The 26,943-nt window shown below is 61.1% G+C and carries 18 protein-coding genes; 10 read left to right on the top strand and 8 right to left on the bottom strand.

Going from position 1 to position 26,943, the window contains the following annotated elements; genetic code table 11:
* Positions 1 to 62 precede the first annotated feature (62 nt).
* The 3 genes from ACMGF9_RS00200 to ACMGF9_RS00190 all read left to right on the top strand — a co-directional run bounded on the left by ACMGF9_RS00200 (position 63) and on the right by ACMGF9_RS00190 (position 3,850).
* The gene (locus tag ACMGF9_RS00200; protein WP_099982773.1) at positions 63 to 1,412 is read left to right on the top strand and encodes a PLP-dependent aminotransferase family protein; all 1,350 of its coding nucleotides are present in this window, start codon (positions 63 to 65) and stop codon (positions 1,410 to 1,412) included.
* A 162-nt stretch (positions 1,413 to 1,574) separates the two neighbouring features.
* Positions 1,575 to 2,069 (top strand): molybdopterin-dependent oxidoreductase, encoded by a 495-nt coding sequence (locus ACMGF9_RS00195; protein ID WP_004931017.1) that lies wholly within the window; start codon positions 1,575 to 1,577, stop codon positions 2,067 to 2,069.
* Entirely contained in the window at positions 2,066 to 3,850 is a 1,785-nt protein-coding gene (locus ACMGF9_RS00190; protein ID WP_015379378.1) for a hybrid sensor histidine kinase/response regulator, read from the top strand. The genes ACMGF9_RS00195 and ACMGF9_RS00190 overlap by 4 nt, the downstream gene beginning before the upstream one ends.
* Here the strand turns inward: ACMGF9_RS00190 and ACMGF9_RS00185 are convergent.
* The 4 genes from ACMGF9_RS00185 to ACMGF9_RS00170 form a co-directional block, all read right to left on the bottom strand.
* On the bottom strand, positions 3,840 to 4,691 hold the full coding sequence (locus ACMGF9_RS00185; RefSeq protein ID WP_021505218.1) for a helix-turn-helix domain-containing protein: 852 nt from the start codon (positions 4,689 to 4,691) through the stop codon (positions 3,840 to 3,842). The two genes, ACMGF9_RS00190 and ACMGF9_RS00185, sit on opposite strands and share 11 nt — an antisense overlap.
* A 454-nt stretch (positions 4,692 to 5,145) precedes the next feature.
* Positions 5,146 to 8,172 (bottom strand): autotransporter outer membrane beta-barrel domain-containing protein, encoded by a 3,027-nt coding sequence (locus ACMGF9_RS00180; RefSeq protein ID WP_414160628.1) that lies wholly within the window; start codon positions 8,170 to 8,172, stop codon positions 5,146 to 5,148.
* Between the two features lie 196 nt (positions 8,173 to 8,368).
* A complete protein-coding gene (locus ACMGF9_RS00175; protein ID WP_414160471.1) occupies positions 8,369 to 11,392 on the bottom strand; it encodes an autotransporter outer membrane beta-barrel domain-containing protein in 3,024 nt (1,007 codons plus the stop codon).
* A gap of 478 nt (positions 11,393 to 11,870) precedes the next feature.
* Entirely contained in the window at positions 11,871 to 12,524 is a 654-nt protein-coding gene (locus tag ACMGF9_RS00170; protein WP_099982187.1) for a TetR/AcrR family transcriptional regulator, read from the bottom strand.
* A gap of 249 nt (positions 12,525 to 12,773) precedes the next feature.
* Between ACMGF9_RS00170 and ACMGF9_RS00165 the strand changes: the two genes are divergently transcribed.
* A complete protein-coding gene (locus ACMGF9_RS00165) occupies positions 12,774 to 13,991 on the top strand; it encodes a Tm-1-like ATP-binding domain-containing protein (protein WP_044030077.1) in 1,218 nt (405 codons plus the stop codon).
* A gap of 92 nt (positions 13,992 to 14,083) precedes the next feature.
* Here the strand turns inward: ACMGF9_RS00165 and spy are convergent, their stop codons facing one another.
* On the bottom strand, positions 14,084 to 14,575 hold the full coding sequence (spy, locus tag ACMGF9_RS00160) for an ATP-independent periplasmic protein-refolding chaperone Spy (protein WP_044031925.1): 492 nt from the start codon (positions 14,573 to 14,575) through the stop codon (positions 14,084 to 14,086).
* A gap of 532 nt (positions 14,576 to 15,107) precedes the next feature.
* Here spy and pdeR point away from each other — a divergent pair.
* Positions 15,108 to 17,102 (top strand): cyclic di-GMP phosphodiesterase, encoded by a 1,995-nt coding sequence (gene pdeR / locus ACMGF9_RS00155; protein ID WP_021505223.1) that lies wholly within the window; start codon positions 15,108 to 15,110, stop codon positions 17,100 to 17,102.
* Positions 17,103 to 17,118: 16 nt separating this feature from the next.
* Here pdeR and ACMGF9_RS00150 read toward each other — a convergent pair whose 3' ends face one another.
* A complete protein-coding gene (locus tag ACMGF9_RS00150) occupies positions 17,119 to 17,985 on the bottom strand; it encodes a crotonase/enoyl-CoA hydratase family protein (RefSeq protein ID WP_004929989.1) in 867 nt (288 codons plus the stop codon).
* Positions 17,986 to 18,326: 341 nt separating this feature from the next.
* Between ACMGF9_RS00150 and yhjD the strand changes: the two genes are divergently transcribed.
* The 3 genes from yhjD to ACMGF9_RS00135 all read left to right on the top strand — a co-directional run bounded on the left by yhjD (position 18,327) and on the right by ACMGF9_RS00135 (position 21,867).
* Positions 18,327 to 19,346 carry an inner membrane protein YhjD gene (gene yhjD / locus ACMGF9_RS00145; protein WP_015379386.1) on the top strand — a complete coding sequence of 340 codons (1,020 nt, stop codon included), beginning with the start codon at positions 18,327 to 18,329 and terminating at the stop codon, positions 19,344 to 19,346.
* Positions 19,347 to 19,675: 329 nt separating this feature from the next.
* Positions 19,676 to 20,998 (top strand): MFS transporter, encoded by a 1,323-nt coding sequence (locus ACMGF9_RS00140; protein ID WP_004929985.1) that lies wholly within the window; start codon positions 19,676 to 19,678, stop codon positions 20,996 to 20,998.
* Between the two features lie 101 nt (positions 20,999 to 21,099).
* A complete protein-coding gene (locus ACMGF9_RS00135; protein WP_015379387.1) occupies positions 21,100 to 21,867 on the top strand; it encodes a CDP-diacylglycerol diphosphatase in 768 nt (255 codons plus the stop codon).
* Here ACMGF9_RS00135 and ACMGF9_RS00130 read toward each other — a convergent pair whose 3' ends face one another.
* Positions 21,868 to 23,907, bottom strand: a complete 2,040-nt coding sequence (locus tag ACMGF9_RS00130) for an AsmA family protein (RefSeq protein WP_414160470.1) — start codon at positions 23,905 to 23,907, stop codon at positions 21,868 to 21,870.
* A 91-nt stretch (positions 23,908 to 23,998) separates the two neighbouring features.
* On the bottom strand, positions 23,999 to 24,790 hold the full coding sequence (gene pdeH / locus ACMGF9_RS00125; protein WP_021505226.1) for a cyclic-guanylate-specific phosphodiesterase: 792 nt from the start codon (positions 24,788 to 24,790) through the stop codon (positions 23,999 to 24,001).
* Between the two features lie 238 nt (positions 24,791 to 25,028).
* Between pdeH and ACMGF9_RS00120 the strand changes: the two genes are divergently transcribed.
* Both ACMGF9_RS00120 and ACMGF9_RS00115 read left to right on the top strand, forming a co-directional pair.
* Positions 25,029 to 25,961: a sugar kinase gene (locus ACMGF9_RS00120; RefSeq protein WP_414160469.1), complete on the top strand. Its 933-nt coding sequence runs from the start codon at positions 25,029 to 25,031 to the stop codon at positions 25,959 to 25,961.
* A 244-nt stretch (positions 25,962 to 26,205) separates the two neighbouring features.
* On the top strand, positions 26,206 to 26,907 hold the full coding sequence (locus ACMGF9_RS00115; RefSeq protein ID WP_075685515.1) for a LuxR family transcriptional regulator: 702 nt from the start codon (positions 26,206 to 26,208) through the stop codon (positions 26,905 to 26,907).
* The last annotated feature ends 36 nt before the right edge of the window (positions 26,908 to 26,943 follow it).

The following is a 26,943-nucleotide window of genomic DNA, read 5'->3' as shown; positions in this document are numbered from 1 at the left end:
TACACTTTTCGCCTATTTAAATAGTGTCACGTGACACTATATTCTTTCTCCGGAGAGCGAATATGCGGCTTCAATCCCCCTGGCAGCCCCGCCTGGCCAATGTGGAAGCCACTACCGTCGAACGGCTGGTGTTGGCGTTGGCTGACGACATTATCGAGGGCAAGCTGCAAGGGGGCGATCGTTTGCCGGCCCACCGTACGCTCGCCTGGCAATTGGCGATCGGTCTGGGCACGGTGACCAAAGCCTATGCCATCCTGGAGCGGCGTGGGTTGGTGCGCAGCGTGAAAGGCCGCGGGATGTTCGTGGCGATCCGCCGCGCCCGTGAAAAACGCGAAATCGATCTTTCATCCAATGCGCCGCCGGCGATGCTTACCGATCGTTTGCTGGCGCGCACGCTGGCCGGCATTGCGCGGAAAATGGATGTGGACCATCTGAACTTCTATTCCCCTCCGACCGGGCATCTGGAGCACCGGCGTTTGTTGGCCCGCTGGCTGGAAAACGCCGGCGTCACGATCGATCCGTCGCACCTGGCGCTGACCAGCAATGCCCGTCAGGCGATTTCGCTGGCGTTTGACCTGGCCTGCGGGCCACGCGGCACGATACTGACCGAGAGACTCACCTACCCCGGCGCGATCGCGCTGGCCCGACGTAAAGGCCATCGCCTGATCGGCGTGGAGATCGATGCGCAAGGCATAGTGCCGCAGGCGCTGGCGAGCGCGCTCGAGCGAGTCTCCTCCGGCCATACCGCGGTCTATCTGACGCCGACACTGCATAATCCGACAACCGCCACCATGAGCGCCGAGCGCAGGCAGGCTATCGTCGAGATATGCCGGCGGGCGAATGTCTGGATCATCGAGGATGGCGTGTATGCGCTGGGGCATTCAGCGGCGCCTGCGCTCGCGGCTCTGGCGCCCGAGCGGGTGTTCCATGTCAATGGCCTGTCGAAAACGCTCGGCCCGGGATTGCGGATCGGCATGCTGACTCTGCCGCCCGGCATGCAAGCTGCGGCGGAAGAAGCCTTGCAAGATCTTCCTTTCGCACCTTCGCCACTGTCTTGCGCTGTGGTGGAGGAGTGGCTGGCCAGCAGCGCGATCGAGACGATACCGCAAGCGTTGCGCCATGAGGCTCAGCGAAGAGTACATCTGGCCACCTCGATATTCGATGCCGACGAATGCGTATCGCATCCCGACGCTTATCATGTCTGGCTGCCGATGCCGCGCGAAACCGCCGAGTCTGTGGCCGCCGCCGCCGCATTGGCCAACGTAAAGGTGACGCCGCCGGACACCGTGATGGTAGACCACGACGAACGTGCGACGGGCATTCGCCTGTGCCTGGGTTCCCCCTCGCCGGACGAGCTAACGGCAGGCCTGACGCAGCTGGCGCAGCTGTTGAAAGCGCATCGAAACGGCTGACAAACGGAAGAGAAAGGTTACGTGTACAGGCCGACCGGCCCAGGACTGTTCTTTTTGTGCGGTTTACTATTCCCTTCGCACCCGCCTGCTTTTTCTGCCATTATTCTGCCTGATAAATTAGCGGGACTGATACAAACCTCCCCGCGCCTCTGGAGAACGCCGATGCTGTTCAAACTATGCAAAACCCTTGCGATGGCCTGCGTGGCCCTGATTATCGCCCAGAGCAGCGCGCTCAGCTTTACCCTGGAAGTGGCGGGCAAGATCGACAACGTGACCGACCCGGTCAAAAAAAGCTATCTGTTCACCGATAAGCAGCTGTTGGCGATGCCGGTGCGCAGCATCACCACCTCCACCTCCTGGACGCCGCAGAGAAAATTTGAAGGGATTTCGGTGGCCGATATCCTGGAGCGCGTCGGCGCCAAGGGCGAGACGCTGACTTTCTACGCGCTGAACGATTATTACATCGACGTGCCGCTGTCCGACGTCAAGAAGTACAACATGATCCTGGCCTACAGGATGGACGGGGAAATGCTGAAGCTCAGAAACTTCGGCCCGCTGTTCCTGGTTTACCCGCGCGACGCCGCCGGGCCTGAACTGAACTCGCCGTTGTACAATTCACGCTTTATCTGGCAAGTCGACAGGATCGTGATCAAATGAAGCTGACGACCTTTAAGAACGGCAGCAGGCTGGCGATCCCGGCCATCTTTGCCGCGCTGTTTTTAGTGGCTTCGACCGTCACGCTCTATTACTACAGCGCCACCCTGTCGAAGAAAGGGCTGTATGCCATCGCCGGCACGCAGGAGAACTACTCCTGGTCGATCGCCAAGTTCTCCATCAAGCTGGCGGAATTCGACACGTTCGTCGAGCAGCAAAGCCATGCCGCGCAGGTGGACAGCGACAACCTGCGGCTGCGGTTCGAAATCCTCTATTCGCGCTTTTACGTGCTGGAAACCGTCTCCGAATCCACGCAACCGCTGTACGCCGAGCCGGGCTACCCGGAAGTGGTCAAGCAGATGCGCCTGCAGATGGATCGCATCGATAAACTACTGGATAACCCGAAAATCGACTTCAGCCAGGTTTTCGCGGCCATGAAGGCCATCAAGCCTTACGCCATCGAAATGGCCAACCTGACCGACCACGCCGAGGTGAAGCAGCGCACCGCCGCCTATGAGGACTACATCGAGAAACGGCACATCATTTTCTATGGGCTGGTGATCGTCATGTTCTCGGTGATCGCGCTGATCGCCATCACCCTGATCGTGTTCCGCCAGCAGCGGCTGACCATTCGCCAGCAGGCCAAGGCCATTGAGGCGGAGAAAGCGACACGCACCAAAAACGCCTTCCTCGGCGCCATCGGCCACGAGCTGCGCACCTCATTGCAGAGCGTGATGTCGGCCATCGACGTGCTGGTGAACACCCGGGTGTCGGCGGAGCATGCGGACACTTTCCAGCGGCTGGAGACCGCCGCGCAGCAAATCGAAAGCCAGATGAAGGATCTGACCGACTACGCGCACCTCGACAGCGGCATGATGGAATTGCGCATCGTGCCGTTCGACGCGCAGAAGCTGATCGCGGAAACCGCTAATGAAATCGCCACCCTGACCCGCAAAGAGCAGGTCAAACTGAGCTGCGAAGTGGAGTGCAGCCACCTGTTGGTGCACTCCGATCCGCTGCGCATCCGGCAGATTATCGTTAACCTGCTGACCAACGCCTACAAATACACCGAAAGCGGCAGCATTACGCTGCACAGCTGCCTGCGCCGTCAACCCGGCGGCAGTTCGCTGATTATCGAAGTGACCGACACCGGCATCGGTATCGAAAAAGACCAGCTCGATCAGATCTTCAAACCCTTTACCCAGTTGGATCAGTCGCATACCAAGCAATATGCCGGCGTGGGGATGGGGTTGGCGATCGTACACGGCCTGGTGACGCTGCTCAACGGCACCATCACGGTGTACAGCGAAATCAAGAAGGGCAGCACCTTTATCGTCAGCATTCCGGTGCAGATCAGTGAAGAAGAGCGCGCCGACGAGCCCGCCGCCGCCAATGCCCCCCTGCAGCAAAAGCCGCAGCAGGTGCTGGTGGTGGATGACAACAAGTCGGTGGGTGACGCCTTTGCGGCGTTGCTGGACAAACTGGGCTACCAGCACGAACTGTGCGACTCGCCGGAGCGCGCGTTGCAGAAGCTGCTCAGACGCCCTTACGACGCGCTGTTGCTGGATCTGCAGATGCCGGGCATCGACGGCGCCGCCCTGGCCAGGCAGCTGCGCAATCGTCGCGGCCCCAACCGCCATGTGCCAATCATCGGCATCAGCGCCTATACGCCGGAGCAGCTGACGGCGGATCAGCGCGCCCTGTTCGATAACTACCTGATGAAACCGGTTCGGCTGGATGCGCTGTCGAGCGCACTGGCCGAGGTGTTCCCCGCTAAAGATTAAAACAGCGTTGCAGTGCGGCTTCGATCACATGGAGCCGCACCGGTTTTTCATAAGGACCGAGCACATCGTACTCGCGCATCGCCTGAGCGATCTCCGACTCGCGTCGGTCGGTGCCCAGTTCGCCGGTCAGCACCAGTACCGGCGCGTCCGGGTTGTCGGAGGCGCGGATGGTGGCGATACAGCGATCCGCCGTTTCCTCACCGATCAGCCAGTCCACCACGTAACCGTCGAACAGGCTTTGCTGCAACGCCTGGCAGAAGCTGTCGACATCGTAAAACGCCACTGCGTTGAAACCGCAGCCGCCGAGGTACTTGGCCAGCTCATCGGCCGCCTGATGCGAATCGTCCAATACCGCGATGCTCAACCGCTCGTCATCGCCGTAGCCGGGCCGGATTTCTATCAGTTCGACGCCGTAACGCAGACCTGCCGGCGCCTCTTCGGCGCGATAGATATGCCATTGCCCCTCCACACGCAGCGCCACAAACTCCGCCGGCCGCCCGGCAGAAAGTTCATCGCCAATGTGCCCGACGCAAGGCATCGCCACCCCCGCCACGAAAAAGATGGCATCACGCGCCATGTTTGGCTCGGTCGTCTCGTGTTCGGCGCTCAAATCGGCGATCGCCGCCGGCGTTTCTCCCAACGCGGCCGCGACGCTGTTGATCTGTTCCAGCGTCCAGGGGCTTTGCCCTTTCAATTTGCGGTGCGCATGTGAAAAACTCAGATCCAAGATGCGGCTGAGTTCGCGGGCATGCTGACGTTTTCCAATCCCGTAATGTAAAAACAGCTCCCTGACCCGATTGGCAATCGACTGTGAATCGAATTTTTGATGATTGTTATCCATTTGTTCCTTCGATTTTTTTTGCTGATTTATCAGTCGTTTTGATTATTTCTGCTGAAAAAGCCACACCTAAAACTAGCATCCCATGCAATTATGCGTTAAAAACGTTGCTTGACATACCATGTTGTATCGTCAAACATGGTATCAAAAGAGACATACAGCAATACACTATAAAAAATAACACCAGCACGATTTTTAATAATAACCATAGTAACACCAGGGAAAATTTGTTCCGTTGCCGCTACTGAGACGATGCTCACATCGCTTGGACTGCATAAGCAAAACGGGGCTTGAGCCTTTAGCGCTAATCTGTTTTACCCACTTTTAAGCCGGGATCCGTCAGGGTCCCGGTTTTTTATTGCCCTGGAGCCGGCCATCATACGTTCTCACCCCACAGCCGCAAATAAAAACGGAGCCGGCATGCCGGCTCCGTTGACCCTTGTAATGACCGCTTGGCTTAGAAGCGCCAGGTGAAACCGGCGTTGACGCTGTTGTCCTGATGGTTCTGCGACAGCAGCCCGCCGTAGCCCAGCGACAGCGAGGCGTTCTCGTTCACCGCCACTTCCGCCCCCGCCTTCAGCACCATACCGTCGCGCGACACCGGCACGCTGTCCACCACGAACGGCGCGTTGCCGCCGTTGAACCGCAGCCCGGTGCCACGCTCCAGCCCGCCGTACTGGTGTTGCCACCCCAGCTCGCTGCGCAGCGCCACCGTCGTGCCCGGGCTCACCTGCCACGCAGTGTCCGCGCGCAGTCCCAGCGTCGACACCGTCGCGTCGGTGTGCTGCTTGTCGCCGCGCAGCGCCGCTGCGCCGCCGCTTTCCGCGATGCCGTTGTTTTCAAAGTTCACGTACGCCAGGTTGACGAACGGCTCCAGGTTCAGCCACTCACCCTTCACGCTGTAACCCGCTTCCGCGAACAGCTGCTCGGTGCGCGCGCTGTACTTCGCCGTGTCGCGGTCCGACTGCATCCCGTAGTTCACCGACCGTTTGGTGTCGATGCGGTGCCAGGTATAGCCCGCCCCGCCGCGCAGCGCCAGCGCCCCGAACTGCTTGTCGCCGTACGCCGCCAGGTGGTAGTTGTCGCTGTCCGCCTTCGACCCGTACCCGCCGTGCAGCGAGGTGCGGGTGTAGCCGGTCGCCACCCCCAGCCGCCAGTCGGCCGCCGCCGCCGAGTCCAGCCCCACCAGCACCCCGTAGGTCGAGGCCTGATAGCCCGTGGCGTTGGCGTCGCCCGACGCATGGTCCCACGCCCCCAGCAGCTGCGCCCAGGCGCCGTCCTCGTCCGCCTTGATGGCCGACGAACTCGCCAGCCCTTCCGCCTGACGCAGACGCCCGTTCAGCGCCTCACGCAGGTAGCGGCTGTCGTTCACCAGCGCCGACGCGATGTCCGCATGGATTTGCCCCGACAGCTGGCGGAACGCCTGCCGCGCCTCGCCCGCCGTGCCGCTGTTGAGAATGCTCTCGTACACCGGGTTGCCCGCCGCCAGCGCATCCGCCGCCGCCGCCACCGCCCGCTCGTTCGGCGTCTGCGCCACGCTGGCGAAGCTCGTGCCGTTACGCCCGACGCTCAGCGTCACCCCGGTCGGCTGGTAGCTCAGCCCGGTGCCGAGGAACAGGTAGTTCGGCGCCACCGCGTCAAACTGCCCGCTCACCCCCTGCTGCGCACTCAGGATGGTGTACTGCTGGCCCAGCAGGCTGCGCACCTCGCTTTGCGTCAGCAGGTTGCTGCTGTTCTCCAGCGTCACCGCCACCTCGCCGCCGCCGATCGTCGCCGCTCCGCTGCTCTGGATCCGATCGCTCTGGCCGTTCGGCCCCACTTCCACCGCGTAGCGCGAACCCGGCTCGAAACTGACGTTGCCGGCCACGTTCAGGGTGCCGATCGAGTTGCCCGGCGCCACGGTGCCGCCGCGGCGGGCGGTCAGCGAACCGACCGTGCCGCTGCCGCCGACGATGCCGCCGTTCTGCACGCTGACGGCCGAGGTGACCGAGCCGTTGATCGCCAGCCGCCCCTGATTGACCAGCGTCGGGCCGGCATAGGTGTTGGCGCCGGTCATGACCAGCGTGCCCATCCCTTCTTTGGTCAGGCCGCCATGGCCGGAGATGTTGTTGGAGTAGACTTCCAGCTCGCAACTGATGTCGTCACACTTTCTGGCGTGCAGCGTGCCGGCATCCACCTCGGCGCCCAGACCCGGAATATTGGCGACAAACTGGGTCGGGCCGTAGGCCACGCCCGTCGGATCCGGAATGCGGAACTCCGCAGGAATATCTTCGACGGTATAGAACATGCCCGGGCCGTTGATAGCTTTGCCCAGGTTGATCATCCCCCAGCCGTAGAGCGCGTCGATGCCCGGCGCGCCCATATCGGTGGCGGTGGTTTTCAGCACGTCGGCAATCTGCGCCGAGCTCATGTACGGGAAGCGCTGCAGCAACACCGCCACCGCGCCGGTGACGTGCGGTGTCGCCATTGAGGTGCCGTTTTTATTGCCGTAGTCCGACACCAGGTTGGCCGGATCGGAGCCATTGGCCACGGTGCTGTAGATTTTGCTGCCCGGCGACGAGACACAGAAGCTGGCGGTATAGCCGCAGCGGGAAGAGAAGCTGCTGATGGTGTAAGGCACGCTGTTGGTCGATGCCGCATCCTGCGCCACGCTGGCGACCGACAGCCAGTTCGGCGCGATGTCCGGCACGAAATAGGCCAGCCCGCTGATCACATCCGGCTGGTTGTAGTTGCCGTCGTTGCCGGCGGCGAACAGCACCAGAATATTCTTGCGCGCGGCGTCGATAGCGCCCTGATAACCTGCGCCAGCCAGGCTGCCGAGCAGCGGTTTGACCTGATCGAACTGTTCCTGCGCATCCTTCAGCTCAAAGTGCAACGCATTAGGATCGCGGCCGCCATCGGACAGAAAGTCGGGAATGCTGACGCCCCAGCTGTTGTTGATCACCCGCGCGCCGCTCTTGATCATCGCCTGCCAGCCGGCATTGGTGACGGCGCCGTCCAGGCCGAGGAATTCGCCGTAGGCCGGGCCGTCGTTGTCGTTATCGACGCTGATCACCTGCGAATCGAAGGCCACGCCGTGCATGCCGACGCCGTCGCGGTTGGCCGCGCTGATGCCCGCGACGTGCACCCCGTGATTGCTCAGCATGCCCTGTGAACCGCTGTAGAAGTGGAAGGTGCCGTCGAAGTAAAAGCGATCGCCGGCGTTAATCCCCGGCCGGTGCGGATCGGTATAGGCGCGATAGCCTTCGGTGACGACGTTGATCAGTTTGCCGTCGCCGGCGAACTCGGGATGGCGGTTAACCGGGGTGTCGAAAATGCCCACCTTTTGCCCTTTGCCGGTGTAGCCGGCGGCGTAGGCCTCATCGGCGTGGATCGCCCCCAGCCCCCAGTTGGCGTTGAATTCGGCGCTGCGCCAGCTGGCCGGATCGCCGGCTTGGCCATTCACCTCGTGCGGCGCCGCCTGCGCATACCCCGCCAGCGCCATGCAGCAGACCAGCGCGTTCAGCCGCCACGGCGAGCGACGAGCGTTTCCTTTGCTGTCAAAACCCATTGTTGTTGTCATTTCCTTACCTTTTGCTTGTTATTGGCCGACGCCCCAGGTGCGCCGGGTTCTCATTAGCAGGATGTGAAAAAGGAACCGCCCGCAGACGGTTCCCGTACAAGGATTGAGTCGATGTTGCTTAGAAGCGCCAGGTGAAACCGGCGTTGACGCTGTTGTCCTGATGGTTCTGCGACAGCAGCCCGCCGTAGCCCAGCGACAGCGAGGCGTTCTCGTTCACCGCCACTTCCGCCCCCACCTTCAGCACCATGCCGTCGCGCGACACCGGCACGCTGTCCACCACGAACGGCGCGTTGCCGCCGTTGAACCGCAGCCCGGTGCCACGCTCCAGCCCGCCGTACTGGTGTTGCCACCCCAGCTCGCTGCGCAGCGCCACCGTCGTGCCCGGGCTCACCTGCCACGCGGTGTCCGCGCGCAGCCCCAGCGTCGACACCGTCGCGTCGGTATGCTGCTTGTCGCCGCGCAGCGCCGCTGCGCCGCCGCTTTCCGCGATGCCGTTGTTTTCAAAGTTCACGTACGCCAGGTTGACGAACGGCTCCAGGTTCAGCCACTCACCCTGCACGCTGTAACCCGCTTCCGCGAACAGCTGCTCGGTGCGCGCGCTGTACTTCGCCGTGTCGCGGTCCGACTGCATCCCGTAGTTCACCGACCGTTTGGTGTCGATGCGGTGCCAGGTGTAGCCCGCCCCGCCGCGCAGCGCCAGCGCGCCAAACTGCTTGTCGCCGTACGCCGCCAGGTGGTAGTTGTCGCTGTCCGCCTTCGACCCGTACCCGCCGTGCAGCGAGGTGCGGGTGTAGCCGGTCGCCACCCCCAGCCGCCAGTCGGCCGCCGCCGCCGAGTCCAGCCCCACCAGCACCCCATAGGTCGAGGCCTGATAGCCCGTGGCGTTGGCGTCGCCCGACGCATGGTCCCACGCCCCCAGCAGCTGCGCCCAGGCGCCACCCTCGTCCGCCTTGATGGCCGACGAACTCGCCAGCCCTTCCGCCTGACGCAGACGCCCGTTCAGCGCCTCACGCAGGTAGCGGCTGTCGTTCACCAGCGCCGACGCGATGTCCGCATGGATTTGCCCCGACAGCTGACGGAACGCCTGCCGCGCCTCGCCCGCCGTGCCGCTGTTGAGAATGCTCTCGTAGACCGGGTTGCCCGCCGCCAGCGCATCCGCCGCCGCCGCTACCGCCCGCTCGTTCGCCGTCTGCGCCACGCTGGCGAAGCTTGTGCCGTTGCGCCCGACGCTCAGCGTCACCCCATTCGGCTGGTAGCTCAGCCCGGTGCCGAGGAACAGGTAGTTCGGCGCCACCGCGTCAAACTGCCCGCTCACCCCCTGCTGCGCCGTCAGGATGTTGTACTGCTGGCCCAGCAGGCTGCGCACCTCGCTTTGCGTCAGCAGGTTGCTGCTGTTTTCCAGCGTGACCGCCACCTCGCCGCCGCCGATCGTCGCCGAGCCGCTGCTCTGGATCCGATCGCTCTGGCCGTTCGGGCCCACTTCCACCGCGTAGCGCGAACCCGGCTCGAAACTGACGTTGCCGGCCACGTTCAGGGTGCCGATCGAGTTGCCCGGTGCCACGGTGCCGCCACGGCGGGCGGTCAGCGAACCGACCGTGCCGCTGCCGCCGACGATGCCGCCGTTCTGCACGCTGACATCCGAGGTGACCGAGCCGTTGATCGCCAGCCGCCCCTGATTGACCAGCGTCGGGCCGGCATAGGTGTTGTTACCGGTCAGTACCAACGTGCCGATACCCTGTTTGGTCAGGCCGCCATGGCCGGAGATGTCGTTGCTCCAGAAATCCAGGCCGCACAACACATCGCTGCAGACGCGCTCGGTCGGTTTACCCTTGTCCAGCACCGCGCCAACGCCCGGCAGATCCACCACAAACTGGGTCGGGCCGTAGGCCACGCCTGTCGGATCCGGAATACGGAACTCCGCAGGAATATCTTCGGCAGTCACCAACATGCCCGGGCCGTTGATGGCTTTGCCCAGGTTGATCATCCCCCAACCGTAGAGCGCGTCGATGCCCGGCGCGCCCATGTCGGTGGCGGTGGTTTTCAGCACTTCCGCCACCTGTGCGCCGCTCAGATACGGGAAACGCTCCATCAGCACCGCCACTGCGCCGGCCACGTGCGGCGCCGCCATCGAGGTGCCGCTGTATTTGGCGTAGCCGGTCGTCAGATTCTCCACGCTGGTACCTTCAATCACCGAGCTGTATACCCGGGTGCCCGGCGCCGAGACGCAGAAGCTGGCGGTATAACCGCAGCGAGAGGAGAAGGTGCTGATGCTGTAATCGCCGGTATTGGTCGGATCCTGCAAGCTGGCGACCGACAGCCAGTTCGGTGCAATCTCCGGCACAAAATAAGCCAGGCCGGCCATGGCATCGGGGTTATTCAGATTGCCGTCGTTACCGGCGGCGAAGATGGTGACCACGCCGCTGCGGGCCGCGTCGATCGCGCCCTGATAGGCGCCGCCAGGCTTGGTACCGAGGATCTGTTTGATCTGATCGAACTGCTTTTGCGCATCGTTTACTGTGAAATGCGGATAAGCCGGGTCATAACCGCCCTCATCAAACTTTTCGGTAATGCCGATGCCCCAGCTGTTGTTGATGATGCGCGCGCCGCTGGCCACCAGCGCATCCCAACCGGCCTTATACACCGCGCCGTCGTTGCCGAGGATGATGCCGTCCTCCGGGCCGGGATCGCCGTTTTCCGCGCTGATGATCTGCGCGTTGAACGCCACGCCGTGCATGGCGCCGCCGTCTCGGCTGCCGGCGGCGATGCCGCCCACGTGGGTGCCGTGCGAACCGAGCGTGCCATCGGAATCCACGCTCGGCGTGCCGTCATAGCGAAAAGCGTCGCCTTTTTTCACCGGAATATAGGGATCGGTGTATTCGCGGATGCCTTCGGTAACCAGATTGATCACCTTATTCTCACCGGCGAATTCCGGGTGCTTGGCGTAAACCGGTTGATCGAAAATGCCAAGTTTGATGCCTTTTCCGGTATAACCGGCGGCGTAGGCCTGGTCAGCGTGGATCGCCCCCAGCCCCCATTCTGCATTGAACTCACTGCTGCGCCAGCTGGCCGGATCGCCCGCCTGGCCGTTCTCTATATAGCTGGAGGCCTGCGCCCCGCCAATCGCCGTCAGGCAGATCAGCATCGCGCTCCATTGTGCGCGATGAACTCCGATTTCAGGCCAGCCGAAGGCCGCCCGAGCGGATTTGACTCCTCTACGTTTCTTCTCCATCCCAGATACCGTCCGTTGTTGTTTGCAAATGTTTTATAAGATTTTTTGTGTAACAGTTTGGTAACACCAAATAAATAAAGCACAACAATCTCAAGTGCGCTTAATGTGTCATCCGGCAGTTCGACGGGAGGAGAGAATGTTTCAGGGGTGAATCAGGCCAGTGCCGATAAGAAATGACAATGACGTTTACCGGTATCGAAACGGCGATAATAAGTGAAGGGATAAATTATAATTTACTGATAAATAAAAATATAATTCAGGAAAACATGAAGAGTGCGGTCGCCTGAAAAGTGCTTAACAGGCGTCTTTTATCACTTTTAATTATAAATTTTGCCAATATTCACTCAGTGAATTATGCTGGTTTTTCACTCGGCCATCGGCAAAAATTGGATTATCCTGCTGATGTTTTTTTGCAGTTCGTCGCGTCCTCTTCCGCCTGACGCAGAATGGCTTTGGCCATCCATTGCGTGACGTCCTGAATGCTCTCAAGCTCCAGCCCCCAGATATCTTTCAGCACCAGAAACACCTCCGAGCCGTAAATCAGCGAGAAAGCATGAATCACTCTCTGCAGAGAGCCCGGCGGCAGTTTGCCCTGCAGCGGTTCTACCGCCAGCGCCAACAGCCGCTTGCGGTTGCCGCGCACGAATTTCTCGCCCGGCGTGGCGTGCGCCCACTGTTGCAAAGAGAGCTGCAGCGCCGCACGCAATGCTCCCTCGTGCCGCTCCATCTGAGGATAGGCGAAAGTCAGCAACTGCTGGATGCGTTTCAGAGCGTCATCGTCTTGCGGGCGCCATTCCAGAATAGGCCCCAGGCTTTCCGCCACCACGGCGCTAATCAGCGCACTCTGGGTCGGAAAATAGCGGTAGGCCGTCGCACGCGATACCTGCGCATGCGCCGCCAGTTCGGTGATCGAAGGAAACGCCCCTTCGTCATACAGCGTCATCGCGCTGGCCAGCAACAAACGGTAGGTTTTTGCCCGGGTGGAAGTCAGTGAAGGATCAAACGGGGTGGGAAAAGCATCTATCGGCACATAAACCTCATGCATCTGCACACGCTTGCGCAACAGAGGATGCGCCTCTGTCGACTGGCTGCCGGCAAAGCGCCGGCCACGTTGAAAAGCTCAAAAATGAGACAGGAGTCCCATTTTGCACTGAGCTGCCCTTGCAAAAATGATACTGCCGTCTCATTATATAAATACATTAATCAATTTAATTTAAACGCCAACACCAGGGCACCCTAAAAAATATAATAAAATGATTTTTAAATAAAAATTAGAAACACCCCAGGAAGATACATGAAAGACACTTCAAATTTTGTCTATATTGCTACCACAGCAGATACGAAAGGACAAGAGCTGGAGTATGTACGCCGGCTGATCGCTGCCCTGAATTTACCCACGCGAACCGTCGATCTTTCCACTCGTCGCTTGCCGTTTGACTCCCCGGCCGATATCGGTCCAGAGGACGTCGCACGCCACCATCCGGCGGGCGCCGACGCGGTCTTCTGCGCCAGTCGCGGCCAGGCGATCGCCGCCATGGCGACCGCTTTCGAACGTTTTATCCTGACGCGCCGCGATATCGCCGCCTTGCTTGGCCTGGGCGGCTCCGGCGGCACCGCCATCATCACGCCGGCCATGCAGCAGCTGCCGATCGGCCTGCCGAAAGTGATGGTCTCGAGCATGGCGGCGGGAGACGTTTCCGCCTATGTCGGCGCCAGCGATATCAACATGCTGTATTCGGTCACCGATCTCGCCGGCCTGAACCGCATCTCGCGACGGGTGCTGAGCAACGCAGCGCGCCAGATAGCCGGCGCAGTGCACTTCGCCGCCGTCGACTATCACGATAACAAACCCGCGATCGGCCTGACGACGTTTGGCGTCACCACGCCCTGCGTTCAGGCGTTGGTTGCCGAACTGGGAACACAATGGGATTGTCTGACGTTTCATGCGACCGGCAGCGGCGGCAGATCGTTGGAAAAACTGATCGATAACCGCCAACTGCACGGCGCCATCGATTTAACCACTACCGAAGTGGCCGATTACCTGTTTGGCGGTGTGCTGCCCTGCAATACGGATCGTTTTGGTGCCATTGCGCGTACCGGCATCCCGTGCGTGCTCTCCTGCGGCGCGATAGACATGATCAACTTCGGCGCGCCGAATACGGTGCCGGCTCGCTATGCCAACCGTCTGCGTCACCATCACAACCCGCAAGTGACGCTGGTGCGCACCAGCGCGCGGGAGAATGCGTTAATGGGGCGTTGGATGGGTGAAAAGATCAACGCCTGCGCGGGCGAAGTGCGTTTCGTTATCCCGGCGGGCGGCGTATCGGCTTTGGATGCGCCCGGTCAACCGTTCTGGGATCCGGCGGCGCTGGCTGCCTTTACGCAAGCGCTGGAGGAGACGGTATACGCCACCGACAAACGCCGGCTGATAAAAACGCCTTATCATATTAACGACCCGCGCTTTGCACAGGCCGTTGCCGAACAGTTCCGGCGCATTGTCGGCGGGGAATGATTATCACTCACTGCAGAACCTGCCGGTGATAACGCCAAATAAAAAGGGCCAGACAAATAGTCTGGCCCTTTATTATTCACCGCGAGCGGATATTACTGACCGGAGGGCATCTGCTCCTTCATTTTATTCATGTGGTCCATCATCTTTTGCTCGCGTTTCTGATAATTCTCATTGTATTGTTTTTTCTGCTCAGGCGTCAGCAGGTTATACATTTTATTTTCCGCTTTGGCGCGTGCCAGCATGCGTTCGGATTGCGCTTTGCCGATCGCGTCAATTTGTGCCTTCGCCTTCGCTTCGTCAAAGCTGTCGGAAGCGACCAGATTGTGCAACGCCTGGCGCTCCTCTTTCATGCCCGGCCCGCGCTTCTGGTGCGACTCTTTCATGATATCGCGCATCTGCTGGCGCTGCTGCTCGGTCAGGTTCAGCCCGGCGAACGGGCCGCCTTTGCCTTCACCCTTGTGATGCATCATTTTCATCGGCGCCGCATCCGCCGCCGGGGCCGTCGCCGTATCGGCGGCGAACGCCGCGGAAGCAGAACCCAGAGCCAGCGTGGAAGCAATAAATAAAGCCGTCAATTTACGCATAATCATTTCCTTAAAAATTTTCTTCATCAGGAGCGCTGTACGTTAACAGGCTCATTCGTTGTCGGAGATAATAATAGGCTGATAAATTTCAAGTAATGCGAGGGTGTGTAAACTTTTTAAAACCCGTCTCGGATTTATTCACCAATTATGAGAAAACTATGAAGATGGCGTTTATTTGATGGAAATTTTAATTTCTCGGCAAAAATCCCCCCGGTGGAGTTATTTTTCCGCTTTCCCCTCACCGCTATAATTTACTCACCTGCACGGCAACCTTGTATCAACCGTTTTCCGATAGCAGGGAAAATCACTAAGCATCACACGATCCGATGTTCTCCTACACTTTAAGGCAAGCGGCCGCCGGGCGACGTTTACACCGCAAAACTAATCATTGCTTATATAATAGTTTCCATCACCCGCCCCGCCTGTGAAAACCTGTTATATGATGCACAGATGCGTACGGCGATCGCTTTCGGGCCAACAGGCTGCCCGGCGCTGTGCCGGCCGCCCGCCCGTGCTCTTTTGAGGAATCGTCATGCCCGCAGACCAAGGCCCTGAGCTTCTTAGCGCTCACTTCGGCACCCAAAGCCCCCACTGGCGGCTGGCGTTTGACAGCAATGCCCTGGAGCTGTCCGCTATTAAGGGCAAAGCTCATGTCGCGGTGGCGCTCAGCGCCATGGAAGCGGCGAAAATCCGCCGTCTGACCGGCGTGACCGCCAGCCTTGAGCTGACCATTACGCTAGCCGGTGAACCGCTGCATCTGCATCTGGTCGGGCGCCGCGTCAACAACCTCGAATGGGCGGGCACCGCTTCCGCCTTCAGCGACACCCAATCCGTGGCGCGCGACCTGGTGCACGGCCTCTCCTTCGCCGAACAGGTGGTGTCCGAAGCCAACTCGGTGATCGTGATCGTCGATCAGCACGGCCGCATCCAGCGCTTCAACCGGCTGAGCGAGGAGTACACCGGGCTGCACGAACACGAGGTGATCGGCAAAAACGTTTTCCAACTGTTTATGAGCCCGGAAGAAGCCGCCGCTTCGCGGCGCAACATCGCCGGCTTCTTCCGCAACGGTTCGTCCTATGAGGTGGAACGCTGGGTAAAGACGGTCAAGGGTGAACGGCTGTTCCTGTTTCGCAACAAATTCGTGCACAGCGGCAGCGGAAAAAACGAAGTCTTTCTGATCTGCTCCGGTACCGACATCACCGAAGAACGCCGCGCGCAAGAGCGGCTACGGGTGCTGGCCAACACCGATCTCATCACCGGCCTGCCGAACCGTAACGCCATACAGGACAAGATCAATCACGCCATCGCCACGCGCGGTGAAGAGAGTTTCGGCCTGGTGTACCTCGATCTCGACAACTTCAAAAAGGTCAACGACGCCTACGGCCATATGTTCGGCGATCGGCTCCTGGTCGAGGTCGCTCTGGCGATCCTCGGCTGCCTGAGCCCGGATCAAGTGCTCGCCCGCCTCGGCGGCGACGAATTCTTGGTGCTGGCGCCACAAAGCGATCGCGAGCGCCTGCAAACGCTGGCGCAGCGCATTATCGACAGGCTGAAGACCCCTTTTCGCATCGGCCTGATTGAGGTGTATACCGGCTGTTCGATCGGCATCGCACTCTGCCCTGAGCACGGCAACGATCTCGACAGCCTGATCCGCAGCGCCGATACCGCCATGTACGTCGCCAAGGAGCACGGAAAACGCACCTATACCGTCTTCTCGCCGGAGATGAACAAACGCGTCGCCGAGTACATGTGGCTGGACACCAATCTGCGCAAAGGGTTGGAGCAAAATCAGCTGGTGCTGTATTACCAGCCTAAAATCGACGCGCACAGCGGTGAAGTGCACAGCGTGGAAGCGTTGGTGCGCTGGGATTCGCCGGAGCGCGGCCTGATCCCGCCGCTGCAGTTCATCTCCTACGCCGAGGAGTCCGGTCTGATCGGCCCGTTGGGCCAATGGGTGCTGCAAACCGCCGCCGGGCAGGCGGCGCAGTGGCAAGAGCGGGGATTGAATCTGCGGGTGGCGGTCAACCTCTCTGCCCGTCAGCTGGCCGATGACAGCATCGTCAACGACCTGCTCGGGGTGCTGCACCGTCACCGCATGGCCCCCTGTCTGCTGGACTTCGAGTTGACCGAAAGCAGCCTGATTGAAGACGAGAATCGCGCGCGCGCGCTGATCACCCGGCTGCGCGAACTGGGCGCGCAGGTGCATCTTGACGACTTTGGCACCGGCTATTCGTCGTTGGCGCAGCTGGCACGCATTCCTCTGGACGCCATCAAGCTGGATAAAAGCTTCGTGCGCGGGGTGAATTTCAATCCGGTATCGCAATCGCTGGTACGCGCGATCGTCGCGGCGGCGGAGGCGTTGGCCTTCCGCGTGATCGCCGAAGGGGTGGAGACCGAGAGCGAAAACCACTTCCTCGACGAAGTCGGCGTGGACGAAAAACAGGGCTTTCTGTTCGCGCGGCCAATGCTCCCGGAACAGCTGGAGCATTGGCTGCAGTCCTATCGCCCGCGCTCACCCTCCGCATGAGGCGGGCGCGTTAACGTTAGCCGGCACGACGCAGGTTCAGGGTATGGCGATCCTGCAACATCACCAGTCGCTCGATGTAGGCACGGTCTTTTTCCTCAATGGTAAAGGCCGAGTGCACCCAATCTTCGGTAATGTCCATCAGCTCGGAACGCGTCAGCTGCAACACGCGCTGACGCGCCCGCAGCATGGCGCGCATGCCGTTGAGCTTCGGCCGGATGGTATCGATAAAGGTGCGCGTCGCCAGGTAAGCGTCGCCGGGCTGGAACAGCTGGTCTACCAGCCCGCGGCTCTCGAACCACTCTGCGGTGTGCGACTCGCCGCCCCAAATCAGCTCCTCAGCCAAGCGCATGCCCGCCTTGCGCGCCACCAGCGAGTACCCCCCCATGCCGGGAAACAGGTTGAACGCAATCTCCGGGAACCCCATGCGCGCATTGTTTTGCGCCAATACGAAATGGTGCGCCAGCGCCGCTTCAAAACCGCCCCCCAGCGCACTGCCTTCAACCATCGCAATGCTGACCGCGCCGGTGTCGAAACCGCGCGCCGCCGCATGCACGCAGTCGATGCAGGCGCGCGCGTAGGCCATCATCGCCTCGCGCTTGCGGTTTTTGATCGCTTCGGCGAAGAACTGCAGATCGCCGCCGACGTTGAACATGTTCGGCACCAGCGAGCCGGTGACCCAGAAGTCGAACCGCAGCGAAGACTCCTTCGCCGCCTGCGCCAGCGTCATGATGTCTTCAATCAATGCCTGGTTGAAGCAGGGGCGTGGCGCAGCGCGCAGCAGCATCCACATGATGTGCCGCCCCTCTTCATAGTAGGCGGAGATCTGCGACAGATTGCCCGCTTCGGTAAACGGACGACAGGTGGGGTGATTAAGCAATTTCATAAGACCTTCCAGTTTTTCTGTTGATGACGGATGAGACCGTTCCAGCCCCTACGGCTGCAGCGGAGCGGCGAGCGGCAAAGCGCGACGCCACATCATGAGTAAACGCTTTCTCGCCGACGAAACAGATAAAAATTGGAGGTAGAGAAGTGAAAAAAACCGAGGCGCCACGGGGTTTTCATAGGAATTTTACCTATCGCGCCATCCCCGGCATTTCATGCCGGGCGCTAACGCGTTAAGCTCGGAAATTGACCGTTTGCCGCCCCGGCGCTCAAAACGCCGCAGGGCTTTGGCTATAATCAACGCTGATACATGCCGTTTAACGTTAAGGAAATCGTGAAGTAATGCCTACAGGACCAGACCAGGAACGCCGCCAGCCCGCACAAGACACGCCGCCGAAGCCGCTTATCGCCATCAAGACCGGCCATGAGACGCTCGACCGCCGCATCAGCGGTTTTTCACGTCTGATTGAACGCATCAAAGCCTGGCCGAGCGTGGCGCACCTGCTGCGCGCCGCCGAACGCTTTAACGATCGGCTGGGCAGCCAGTTCGGCGCCGCCATCACCTATTTTTCATTCCTCTCGCTGATCCCAATCCTGATGGTGTCGTTCGCCGCCGCCGGTTTCGTGCTGGCTTCCAACCCGGATCTGCTGGCCCGCTTGATCAACCGGATCGTCGGCAGCATTAGCGATCCGACGCTGGCCAGCACGCTGAAGAACACCGTCAATACCGCCATTCAGCAGCGCACCACCGTGGGGTTGACTGGTCTGGCGCTGGCGCTCTATTCCGGCATCAGTTGGATGGGCAACCTGCGCGAAGCGATCCGCGCGCAGTCGCGTGACGTCTGGGAGCGCAATCCGCAGGATCAGGAGAAAATCTATTTCAAGTACACCCGCGACTTCATCTCGCTGACCGGCCTGGTGGTCGCGCTGATCATCACGCTGTCGCTGACCTCGGTCGCCGGGTCGGCGCAGGCGGCGATCGTCAACGCGCTGGGGCTGGACGGCATCGAATGGCTGCGGCCGGCGCTGACGACGATCGCACTGTCGATCTCGATCTTCGCCAACTATCTGCTGTTCCTGTGGATTTTCTGGATGCTGCCGCGCCACAAACCGAAGAAAAAAGCGCTGCTGCGCGGCACCTTGCTTGCGGCTATCGGCTTTGAGGTGATCAAGTTCGTGATGACGATGACGCTGCCGCAGGTGGCGAAATCGCCTTCCGGCGCGGCCTTCGGCTCGGTGATCGGGCTGATGGCGTTCTTCTACTTCTTCGCCCGCCTGACGCTGTTTTGCGCCGCCTGGATCGCCACCGCCGACTACAAAGGCGACAAAGCCGTGCCGGAACGCGAGCCGCCGGCGCGCTGAAGCCATGCGATCGTGCCGGTGTTATCGCACACACCGGCACTTTCCTCTGGATATCAGCCAGAAAACCAGTCAATACGTCTAAATAACGCGGCACGCGATCCGAAAAACCAGCATAACAGACTACCCAATCACTTTTCTTTGCCGCTTTTACAGCCATTCCCTCTGTACGAAAGCCCTTTCTCAACGTTTAACGCTGCAGAAAACAAGTCAGATAAAACATTAGTCTTTTTAACCGGTTAGCCGGGTCATTGCCCAAAGTTCCCGCGTTGAAAAGGCCGAATGCTGTCACTAAGATGGATTTTTACCCCCTCCAACAATAAGAAATAGATATGCAAGCCACCATCGCACCCCCACTCGACGCCGACGACGCGTCCACACCGGTGAACTCCCGCGGGAAAGTCATCGTCGCCTCGCTGGTCGGCACCGCCATCGAGTTTTTCGACTTCTACATCTACGCCACCGCCGCGGTGATCGTGTTCCCGCACATCTTCTTCCCGCAGGGCGACCCGACCACCGCGACGCTGCAGTCGCTGGCCACCTTCGCCGTCGCCTTTGTCGCGCGCCCTATCGGCTCTGCGCTGTTCGGCCACTTCGGCGATCGCGTGGGGCGCAAGGTGACGCTGGTCGCCTCGCTGCTGACCATGGGGATTTCCACCGTGCTGATCGGCCTGCTGCCGAGCTATGAAACCATCGGCATCTTCGCCCCGATCCTGCTGGCGCTGGCGCGCTTTGGGCAGGGGCTGGGGCTGGGCGGCGAATGGGGCGGCGCAGCCCTGCTGGCGACGGAGAACGCGCCGGCCAAAAAGCGCGCGCTGTACGGCTCCTTCCCCCAGTTAGGGGCGCCTATCGGTTTCTTCTTCGCCAACGGCACCTTCCTGCTGCTCTCGTGGCTGCTGAGCGACCAGCAGTTTATGGAATGGGGCTGGCGCGTGCCGTTCATCCTCTCCGCCGCATTGGTGCTGATTGGCCTGTACGTGCGGGTATCGCTGCATGAAACGCCGGTGTTCGCCAAAGTGGCCAAGGCCGGCAAACAGGTGAAAGTGCCGCTCGGCACACTGCTGAGCAAGCATCTGAAAGCCACCATCCTCGGCACCTTCATCATGCTGGCGACCTACACGCTGTTTTATCTGATGACGGTGTATTCGATGACCTACGGCACCGCGCCGCAGCCGCTCGGGCTCGGTTACTCCCGCAACAGCTTCCTGTGGATGCTGATGGTGGCGGTGATCGGTTTCGGCGTGATGGTGCCGATCGCCGGTCTGCTGGCGGACGCGTTCGGCCGCCGCAAGACCATGATCGCCATTACCCTGCTGATGATCGGCTTCGCGTTCCTGTTCCCGACCCTGCTGGGTTCCGGCAACCAGGCGCTGGTGATGGGCTTCCTGCTGTGCGGCCTGAGCATCATGGGGCTGACCTTTGGCCCGATGGGCGCGCTGCTGCCGGAGCTGTTCCCTACCGAAGTGCGCTATACCGGCGCATCGTTCTCCTACAACGTCGCGTCGATCCTCGGCGCGTCCGTGGCGCCTTATATCGCCACCTGGCTGGCGGCCCACTACGGACTGTTCTACGTCGGCATGTACCTGGCGGCGATGGCCGGGCTGACGCTGCTGGCCCTGCTGCTGATGAAAGAAACCCGCCATCAGTCGCTGTGATCCCCTACGGCCCCCTCACTGCGGGGGGCCGCACGCGGTGTTCGTTTCCTGTCATAAAACCGGGCTATGCTGAATGTTTCTCTCGGTAACAGGATCGGCCGATGTCTCTGCGTCGTGGGGTATTTGTCTGCGTGGCGCTGCTGGCGGCTATCGCCATCGCGCTCTTTTACGGGTTGAAACCCGACCATCCCGATGCGCTGTGGCGCATCGTCAGCCAGCAATGTCTGCCCAATCAGCAGGCGCACGACAACCCGGCGCCCTGCGCGCAGGTGGATGTGCAGGCCGGTTTCGTGGTGTTTAAAGATCGCAACGGGCCGCTGCAATACCTGCTGATGCCCAGCGCCAAAATCACCGGTATCGAAAGCCCGGCGGTGCTGGACGCCGCCACGCCGAATTTCTTCGCCCAGGCCTGGCGCGCGCGCCACGTGATGGCGGAACGCTATGGCAAGCCGATCGACGACGGCGATATTTCCCTGGCGATCAATTCGGAATATGGCCGCACGCAAAACCAGCTGCACATTCATATCTCCTGCCTGCTGCCGGCGGTAAAACAGCGGCTGGCGCAGATCGGTCCCCATTTCATCAAGCAATGGCAACCGCTGCCCGGCGGCCTGTTGGGGCATGACTATCTGGGGCGGCGGGTGACCGCCGCTGAACTGGAACAACAGGGCGCCTTCCGCCTGCTGGCCTCCGGCCTGCCGCGCGCCGACGGGCGCATGGGCAGCTTCGGCCTGGCGATGACCGCGCTGCCGGACGGCGATTTCCTGCTGCTGGCAACCGAGCGCAGCCTGCTGCCGTTCACCCTGGCCTCGGCGGAAGAGATCCAGGATCACGACTGCCGGCTGCTCACGCCGCCGCCGCGCGCCTGATTATTTTTTGCCTTTCATCTCCCGCAGGATCTGCCCGCACTGGTTCTCCTCGCCGCCTTCACTGGGCGAGACCAGCGCCAGCAGCGCCGCCGCCGGCGTCAGCACTGCCCCTAACGCCACCGCCGCCGCGCCGCGCGCGATCAGCGGCCCGGCTTTGACCCCGGCGTCGGGGTGCTTGAAGGTGCCTTTCACGTACAGCGGCGATCGCAGGGTCAGCACGCGCATGCCCTTGCTTTCCGGATCGATGGACAAATCCAGCCGTTCGGTGGCGAGGTTGGTGTTGCCAGTGATGTTGATCACCGCGTTTTCGGTGTCGAACACAAACAGTCGCGGCGCGGCGACGCCGCTGCGGATGCCGACGTCCGCCGCCGCGCAGTTGATGCCCACCACGTCGTCACCGAACAGCTGCGCCACCAGATAGTTACCGACGTTCAGACCGAGGATCTCCATCAGGCTGCGGCTGATCACCCCGTTATTGATCAGCAGGCGCAGGTCGCCATTGCTGGTCGCCAGCAGTTCGGCCACCGAATTGCCGCTGCCCGTCAGCCTGGCGTCGCCGTTCATCTGCCCAAGGCTGCGCTTCATCGCCTCCACGTTCGGCAACAGCTGTTTAAGCTGAAGTTTGCGTGCATGCATATCCACCTGCCCGCGCATCGGCTTTTTGCCGCCGTCGAGGCGCACGACAGCGTTCAGGCTGCCGCCCGCCATGCCGAAGCGCAGCGGATCCAGGCGCAGTTCGCCATTGTTCAGCTTCAGGTGCGTGGCCAGATCGCTCAGCGGCAAATCGCTGCCGCGTTCAATGCGCGCGGCGGCAAACTTCACGTCCGCATCCATCTTGCTCCAGCTTTGCGTATCGAACTGTTCGACCGGCAGCACCTTATCCGCCGGCTGACGGCTTTTCTCGCCGCGCCCGGCTTTGGCGGCGTTGGAGTCCGCGCCGATCAGCGGCGCCAGATCCGCCAACCTCAGCTGCCGGGAGTTCACCGCCCCGCTCAGCGTGGGCCGCGGTTTACCGGCAACGTACTTCAAGCTGCCGTGAATGTCGCTGTCGCCGATTTTTCCGTCGAATTTCTGGTACTCAAACACCGCGCCGCCCGGCTGATGCAGGCGGGCGGTCAGATGGCCATCGGTCGCATACGGCGGGGTATTCGGCAACAACACGCCGGTCAGGCCATAGAGGTTGCTCAGGCTTTCACCGGAAAATTTCAGCTGTACATCCAGGCCGCCGAGGTTCAGCGGATCGGACAAGGTGCCCGCGACCACCACCCGGGTGCTGCCGGAGCGCACGTCTGCCTGCAGCGGGAAGGGCAAATCGGCGTTCTGCAGCGACAGCATGCCGCCAATCTTGCCGCTGCCGCTCAACGGCTCGCCGTTATATTTGCCTTTCACCTGCCAGCCGAAAACGTAATCGGGGGTGGCGGCCTTGTCGCCGCCCTGTTTGCCGGTCACTTCGCTGAACGGCAACGGTTTGCCGAGCGGATCGATGACGGCGCGAAAATCCGCCTTCAGCGTGGCGTCCTTAAAGGCGATCTGCCCCTTGTCGAATACGATGTCGTGAACGGTGAACGACCAGTCGGAAGGCGGCTGCTTGGGATCCTGGCCGGCGGCCAGGTCAAACGTCCAGTTGTTGTCGCCGTTGGCCAGGCGTTGCAACGACGCATTCGGCTGCTTCAGCCAGATGCGCGGGATCAGCAGCTCTTTACCCAGCAGCGCCAGCGGCGCAATGCTGGCGTCGACGCGCTGCAGCGTCACCATGCTGTCGCCGGGCATGTTTTTCGGGTTACCCAGCCACACGTCTTCGGCGTGAATATGCGGCCAGGGCACCCAGGCGCGCCAGCCGCCCTCATCCGGATTGCGCGACCAGTCGACGCCCAGATCGCCGCGAATGGCAAACGGTCGCCGCAGTTCGGCCGACACTTTGTCGTTGATGGCGGGCTTGAGTCGATTCCAGTCGAAGGTCGCGATGAAGATCGCCAGCGCGACGATCAGCAGCAGCACAATGCCGCCCAGCCAGCTGAAAACCTTTCCTGTTCTTGTCATAGCGGCTCCCTCAGCGCATAAATCGGGCTGCCGAATGAAAGGAAAAGGAGTTAGCAGCCCCGTTTAAGCCTAGCTGAGGATGGGCCGGAGTTCACGCCGGCGCGCCGGGCGCGGCGAACAGCGTCGGCACGCTGTGCAGCGTTTCAAAGCACGCCGGACGGGACAGGTAGTAGCCCTGGGCGGCCAACGCGCCGGAGCGCTGCACCAGCCGCCACTCTTGTTCGGTTTCCACGCCCTCGACGATCACCCCGTCGCTGTGTTGATTCATCATCTTGATCAGGGTGCCGAGCAGCTGGACGCCCTCTTCCGACTGTTTGAGCAAGGTGAACAATTCACGCGCCACCTTGATGTATTGATAACGCCAGGCGCCGACAGCGGAGAAGTTGGCCAGCCCGCTGCCGAAATCGTCCAGCCACAGCCGCTCGCCGCCGACAATCTGCTGCAGCGGGCGGCTTGATGCCGTTGCGGCGTGCTCCACCAGCTCGAAGCGCAGATAGGGCATCTCGGCGATCTGCCGTTGCAAGGCGCTATGACGCTGTAATGCTTGCAGCGCGATGCCGTCGATATTGACCGACACCATCACCGCATGGCGGGTGAACAACGCCTGCCAGCGCTGCAACAGCGCCAGCTGTTCCTGAACCACCCGCAAACGCTGGGCGACGCCGAGCGAGGCAAAATAGTGTTCCGGGGATTGCCGCTTGTCCGGCTCATTCGGGTGATATACCGCCGTCAGCAGTTCCACCGCCAACAGCGCGCCGCTGGTGCGATAAATCGGCTGGAAGGTATACAAGCGCCGGCATTGCCGCCAGTAGCGCCGCGATTTGGCGCAGGCATAGAGGGCAAAACAGGGCGCCAGCAGACCCGAGATCAGATTGGTTATCATCGGTACTATCGCCGTGGCGGGGAAGTGAGAGCGCTGCCGCTGTTTCTTTACCCAACTTATCGGCCACGCCGCGTAAAACTTTAAGCACGAATTGCCGCACGCTCTCCTCTTCACCCTGTTGGCGTTGGCCGATCGCGATCATAAAAAATTAAAACACTGTTTTAATTTATTGACTCCCTTATCGCCTTGCGTGGAGACTGGTGGCTGTTGCTTCTTCTTTAGCCGGGGCTTATTGACGATGACTATCCGAAACCTCGCCGTGATCGGCGAATGCATGATCGAGCTGTCGCAGCAGGGCGCACAGCTGACGCGCGGCTTTGGCGGCGATACCCTCAACACCGCCGTCTACCTCGCCCGCCAAATGCCGAAACAGACGTTGCAGGTGCATTACGTCACTGCGCTCGGCACCGACAGCTTCAGCGGCGAGATGCTGCAGGCCTGGCGGCAGGAGAAGATCGAGACCGGGTTGATTCAGCAATTCGACAACAAGCTGCCGGGCCTGTACGTGATCGAAACCGACGCCGCCGGCGAACGCACTTTCTACTATTGGCGCAATGACGCCGCCGCCCGCTATTGGCTTGCCGGACCGCAGGCCGACGCACTGTGCGCGCGGCTGGCGCAGTTCGATTACCTGTACCTCAGCGGCATTAGCCTGGCGATCCTCGCGCCTGCCGACCGCACGAAGCTGCTGGCGTTGCTGCGCCGCTGTCGCGCCAACGGCGGCAAGGTGATCTTCGACAACAACTACCGCCCGCGCCTGTGGCCAAGCCGTGAGGAAACGCAGCAGGCCTACCGCGAGGTGCTGGCCTGCACCGACATCGCCTTTTTGACGCTGGATGACGAAGAATTGCTGTGGGGAGCGCAGCCGGTTGAACAGATAGTGACGCGCACGCAGGCGCTCGGCGTCGGCGAGATCGTCATCAAACGCGGCGCGCACGCCTGTCTGGTGTTCAGTATGGCAGGGGAGAAGCTTGAGGTGCCGGCGATCGCGCTGCCGCCGGAGCACGTGGTGGATACCACCGCGGCGGGCGACTCTTTCAGCGCCGGCTACCTGGCGGTGCGCCTGAACGGTGGCGGTGCCCAGCAGGCGGCGCAGCGCGGCCACCAGCTTGCTGCAACGGTGATCCAACATCGCGGCGCCATCATTCCCGCAGCGGCGATGCCCGCATAATCAATAAGGCGGCGGCGAAGTCACCCCCGCCGCCCACGCAATGGATCCCAGAAGCATTGATCAGAGGATGATTGAAAGAATTTCCCTGGCGTTGGCTTATTTCCGCCCAGAGCTGCTAAGCTCGGGTCTTGGCATTGCCGTCTTTTTGAATTTATTAGCCGAGTATAAATTTCAATCCGCCGCACTGACTAGCTGGACTTTGGTGCAGGTCGGGCTGAGCCGCCGAACGACAGGGAGGTTACCGATGGCCGCCACATTCGCCAACGCCGTCGCCGCAAGACTGCATCTTGACGGCCGGCTACAGGCCTTCAGCCAATTCAAATACGCTTACCTGACCTTCAACAAACACCATCCCGATCGCCATCTGCTGGTATCGAACTACCCGCAAGAATGGCTGGACATCTACAGTGCCAATCGCTATCAGCGCATCGATCCCGTCGTGCGCGCCGCCCATAGCCGCTGTGCGCCCTTTATGTGGCACGACACCGCCCTCACCACCGAGGATCGGCATTACCGGAAGATCTTCAGCCAGGCGCGGGAGTACGACATCGTGCACGGTTGCAGCTTTGTTTTGCACGATCACGACAACAACCTGGCGATCTTGTCGATCAGCGCGACGGCGGCCGATGACGCCGAACTGCGGCAGCTAATGGAGGAAGAAAGGGCCAGCCTGCAGATGGTCTTGGTCGATACCCACCAGCACGCGTTTGCGTTGGCCAGCGCCGAGGCTGGCCGAAAGGATCGGCTCTCGCCACGCGAAGGGGAAATCCTCTATTGGGCCAGCCAGGGCAAAACCTATAACGAGATCGCGCTGATCCTGGGGATCAAAACCGGCACGGTGAAGTTTCACATCGGCAATGCGGTGCGTAAGCTGGGGGTCGCCAACGCCAAACACGCGATCCGGCGCGGCCTTGAACGGCAACTGATCGCGCCGCCGCAGGCATAAAAAAGCCGGCATTGCAGCCGGCTTTTGTTTTTTATC

Source organism: Serratia sp. BNK-23 (assembly GCF_047456145.1).
Lineage (GTDB): Bacteria > Pseudomonadota > Gammaproteobacteria > Enterobacterales > Enterobacteriaceae > Serratia > Serratia nematodiphila.
The sequence above is the reverse complement of the archived record's forward strand: the minus strand, read 5'-3'. Positions and strand labels throughout refer to the sequence as shown.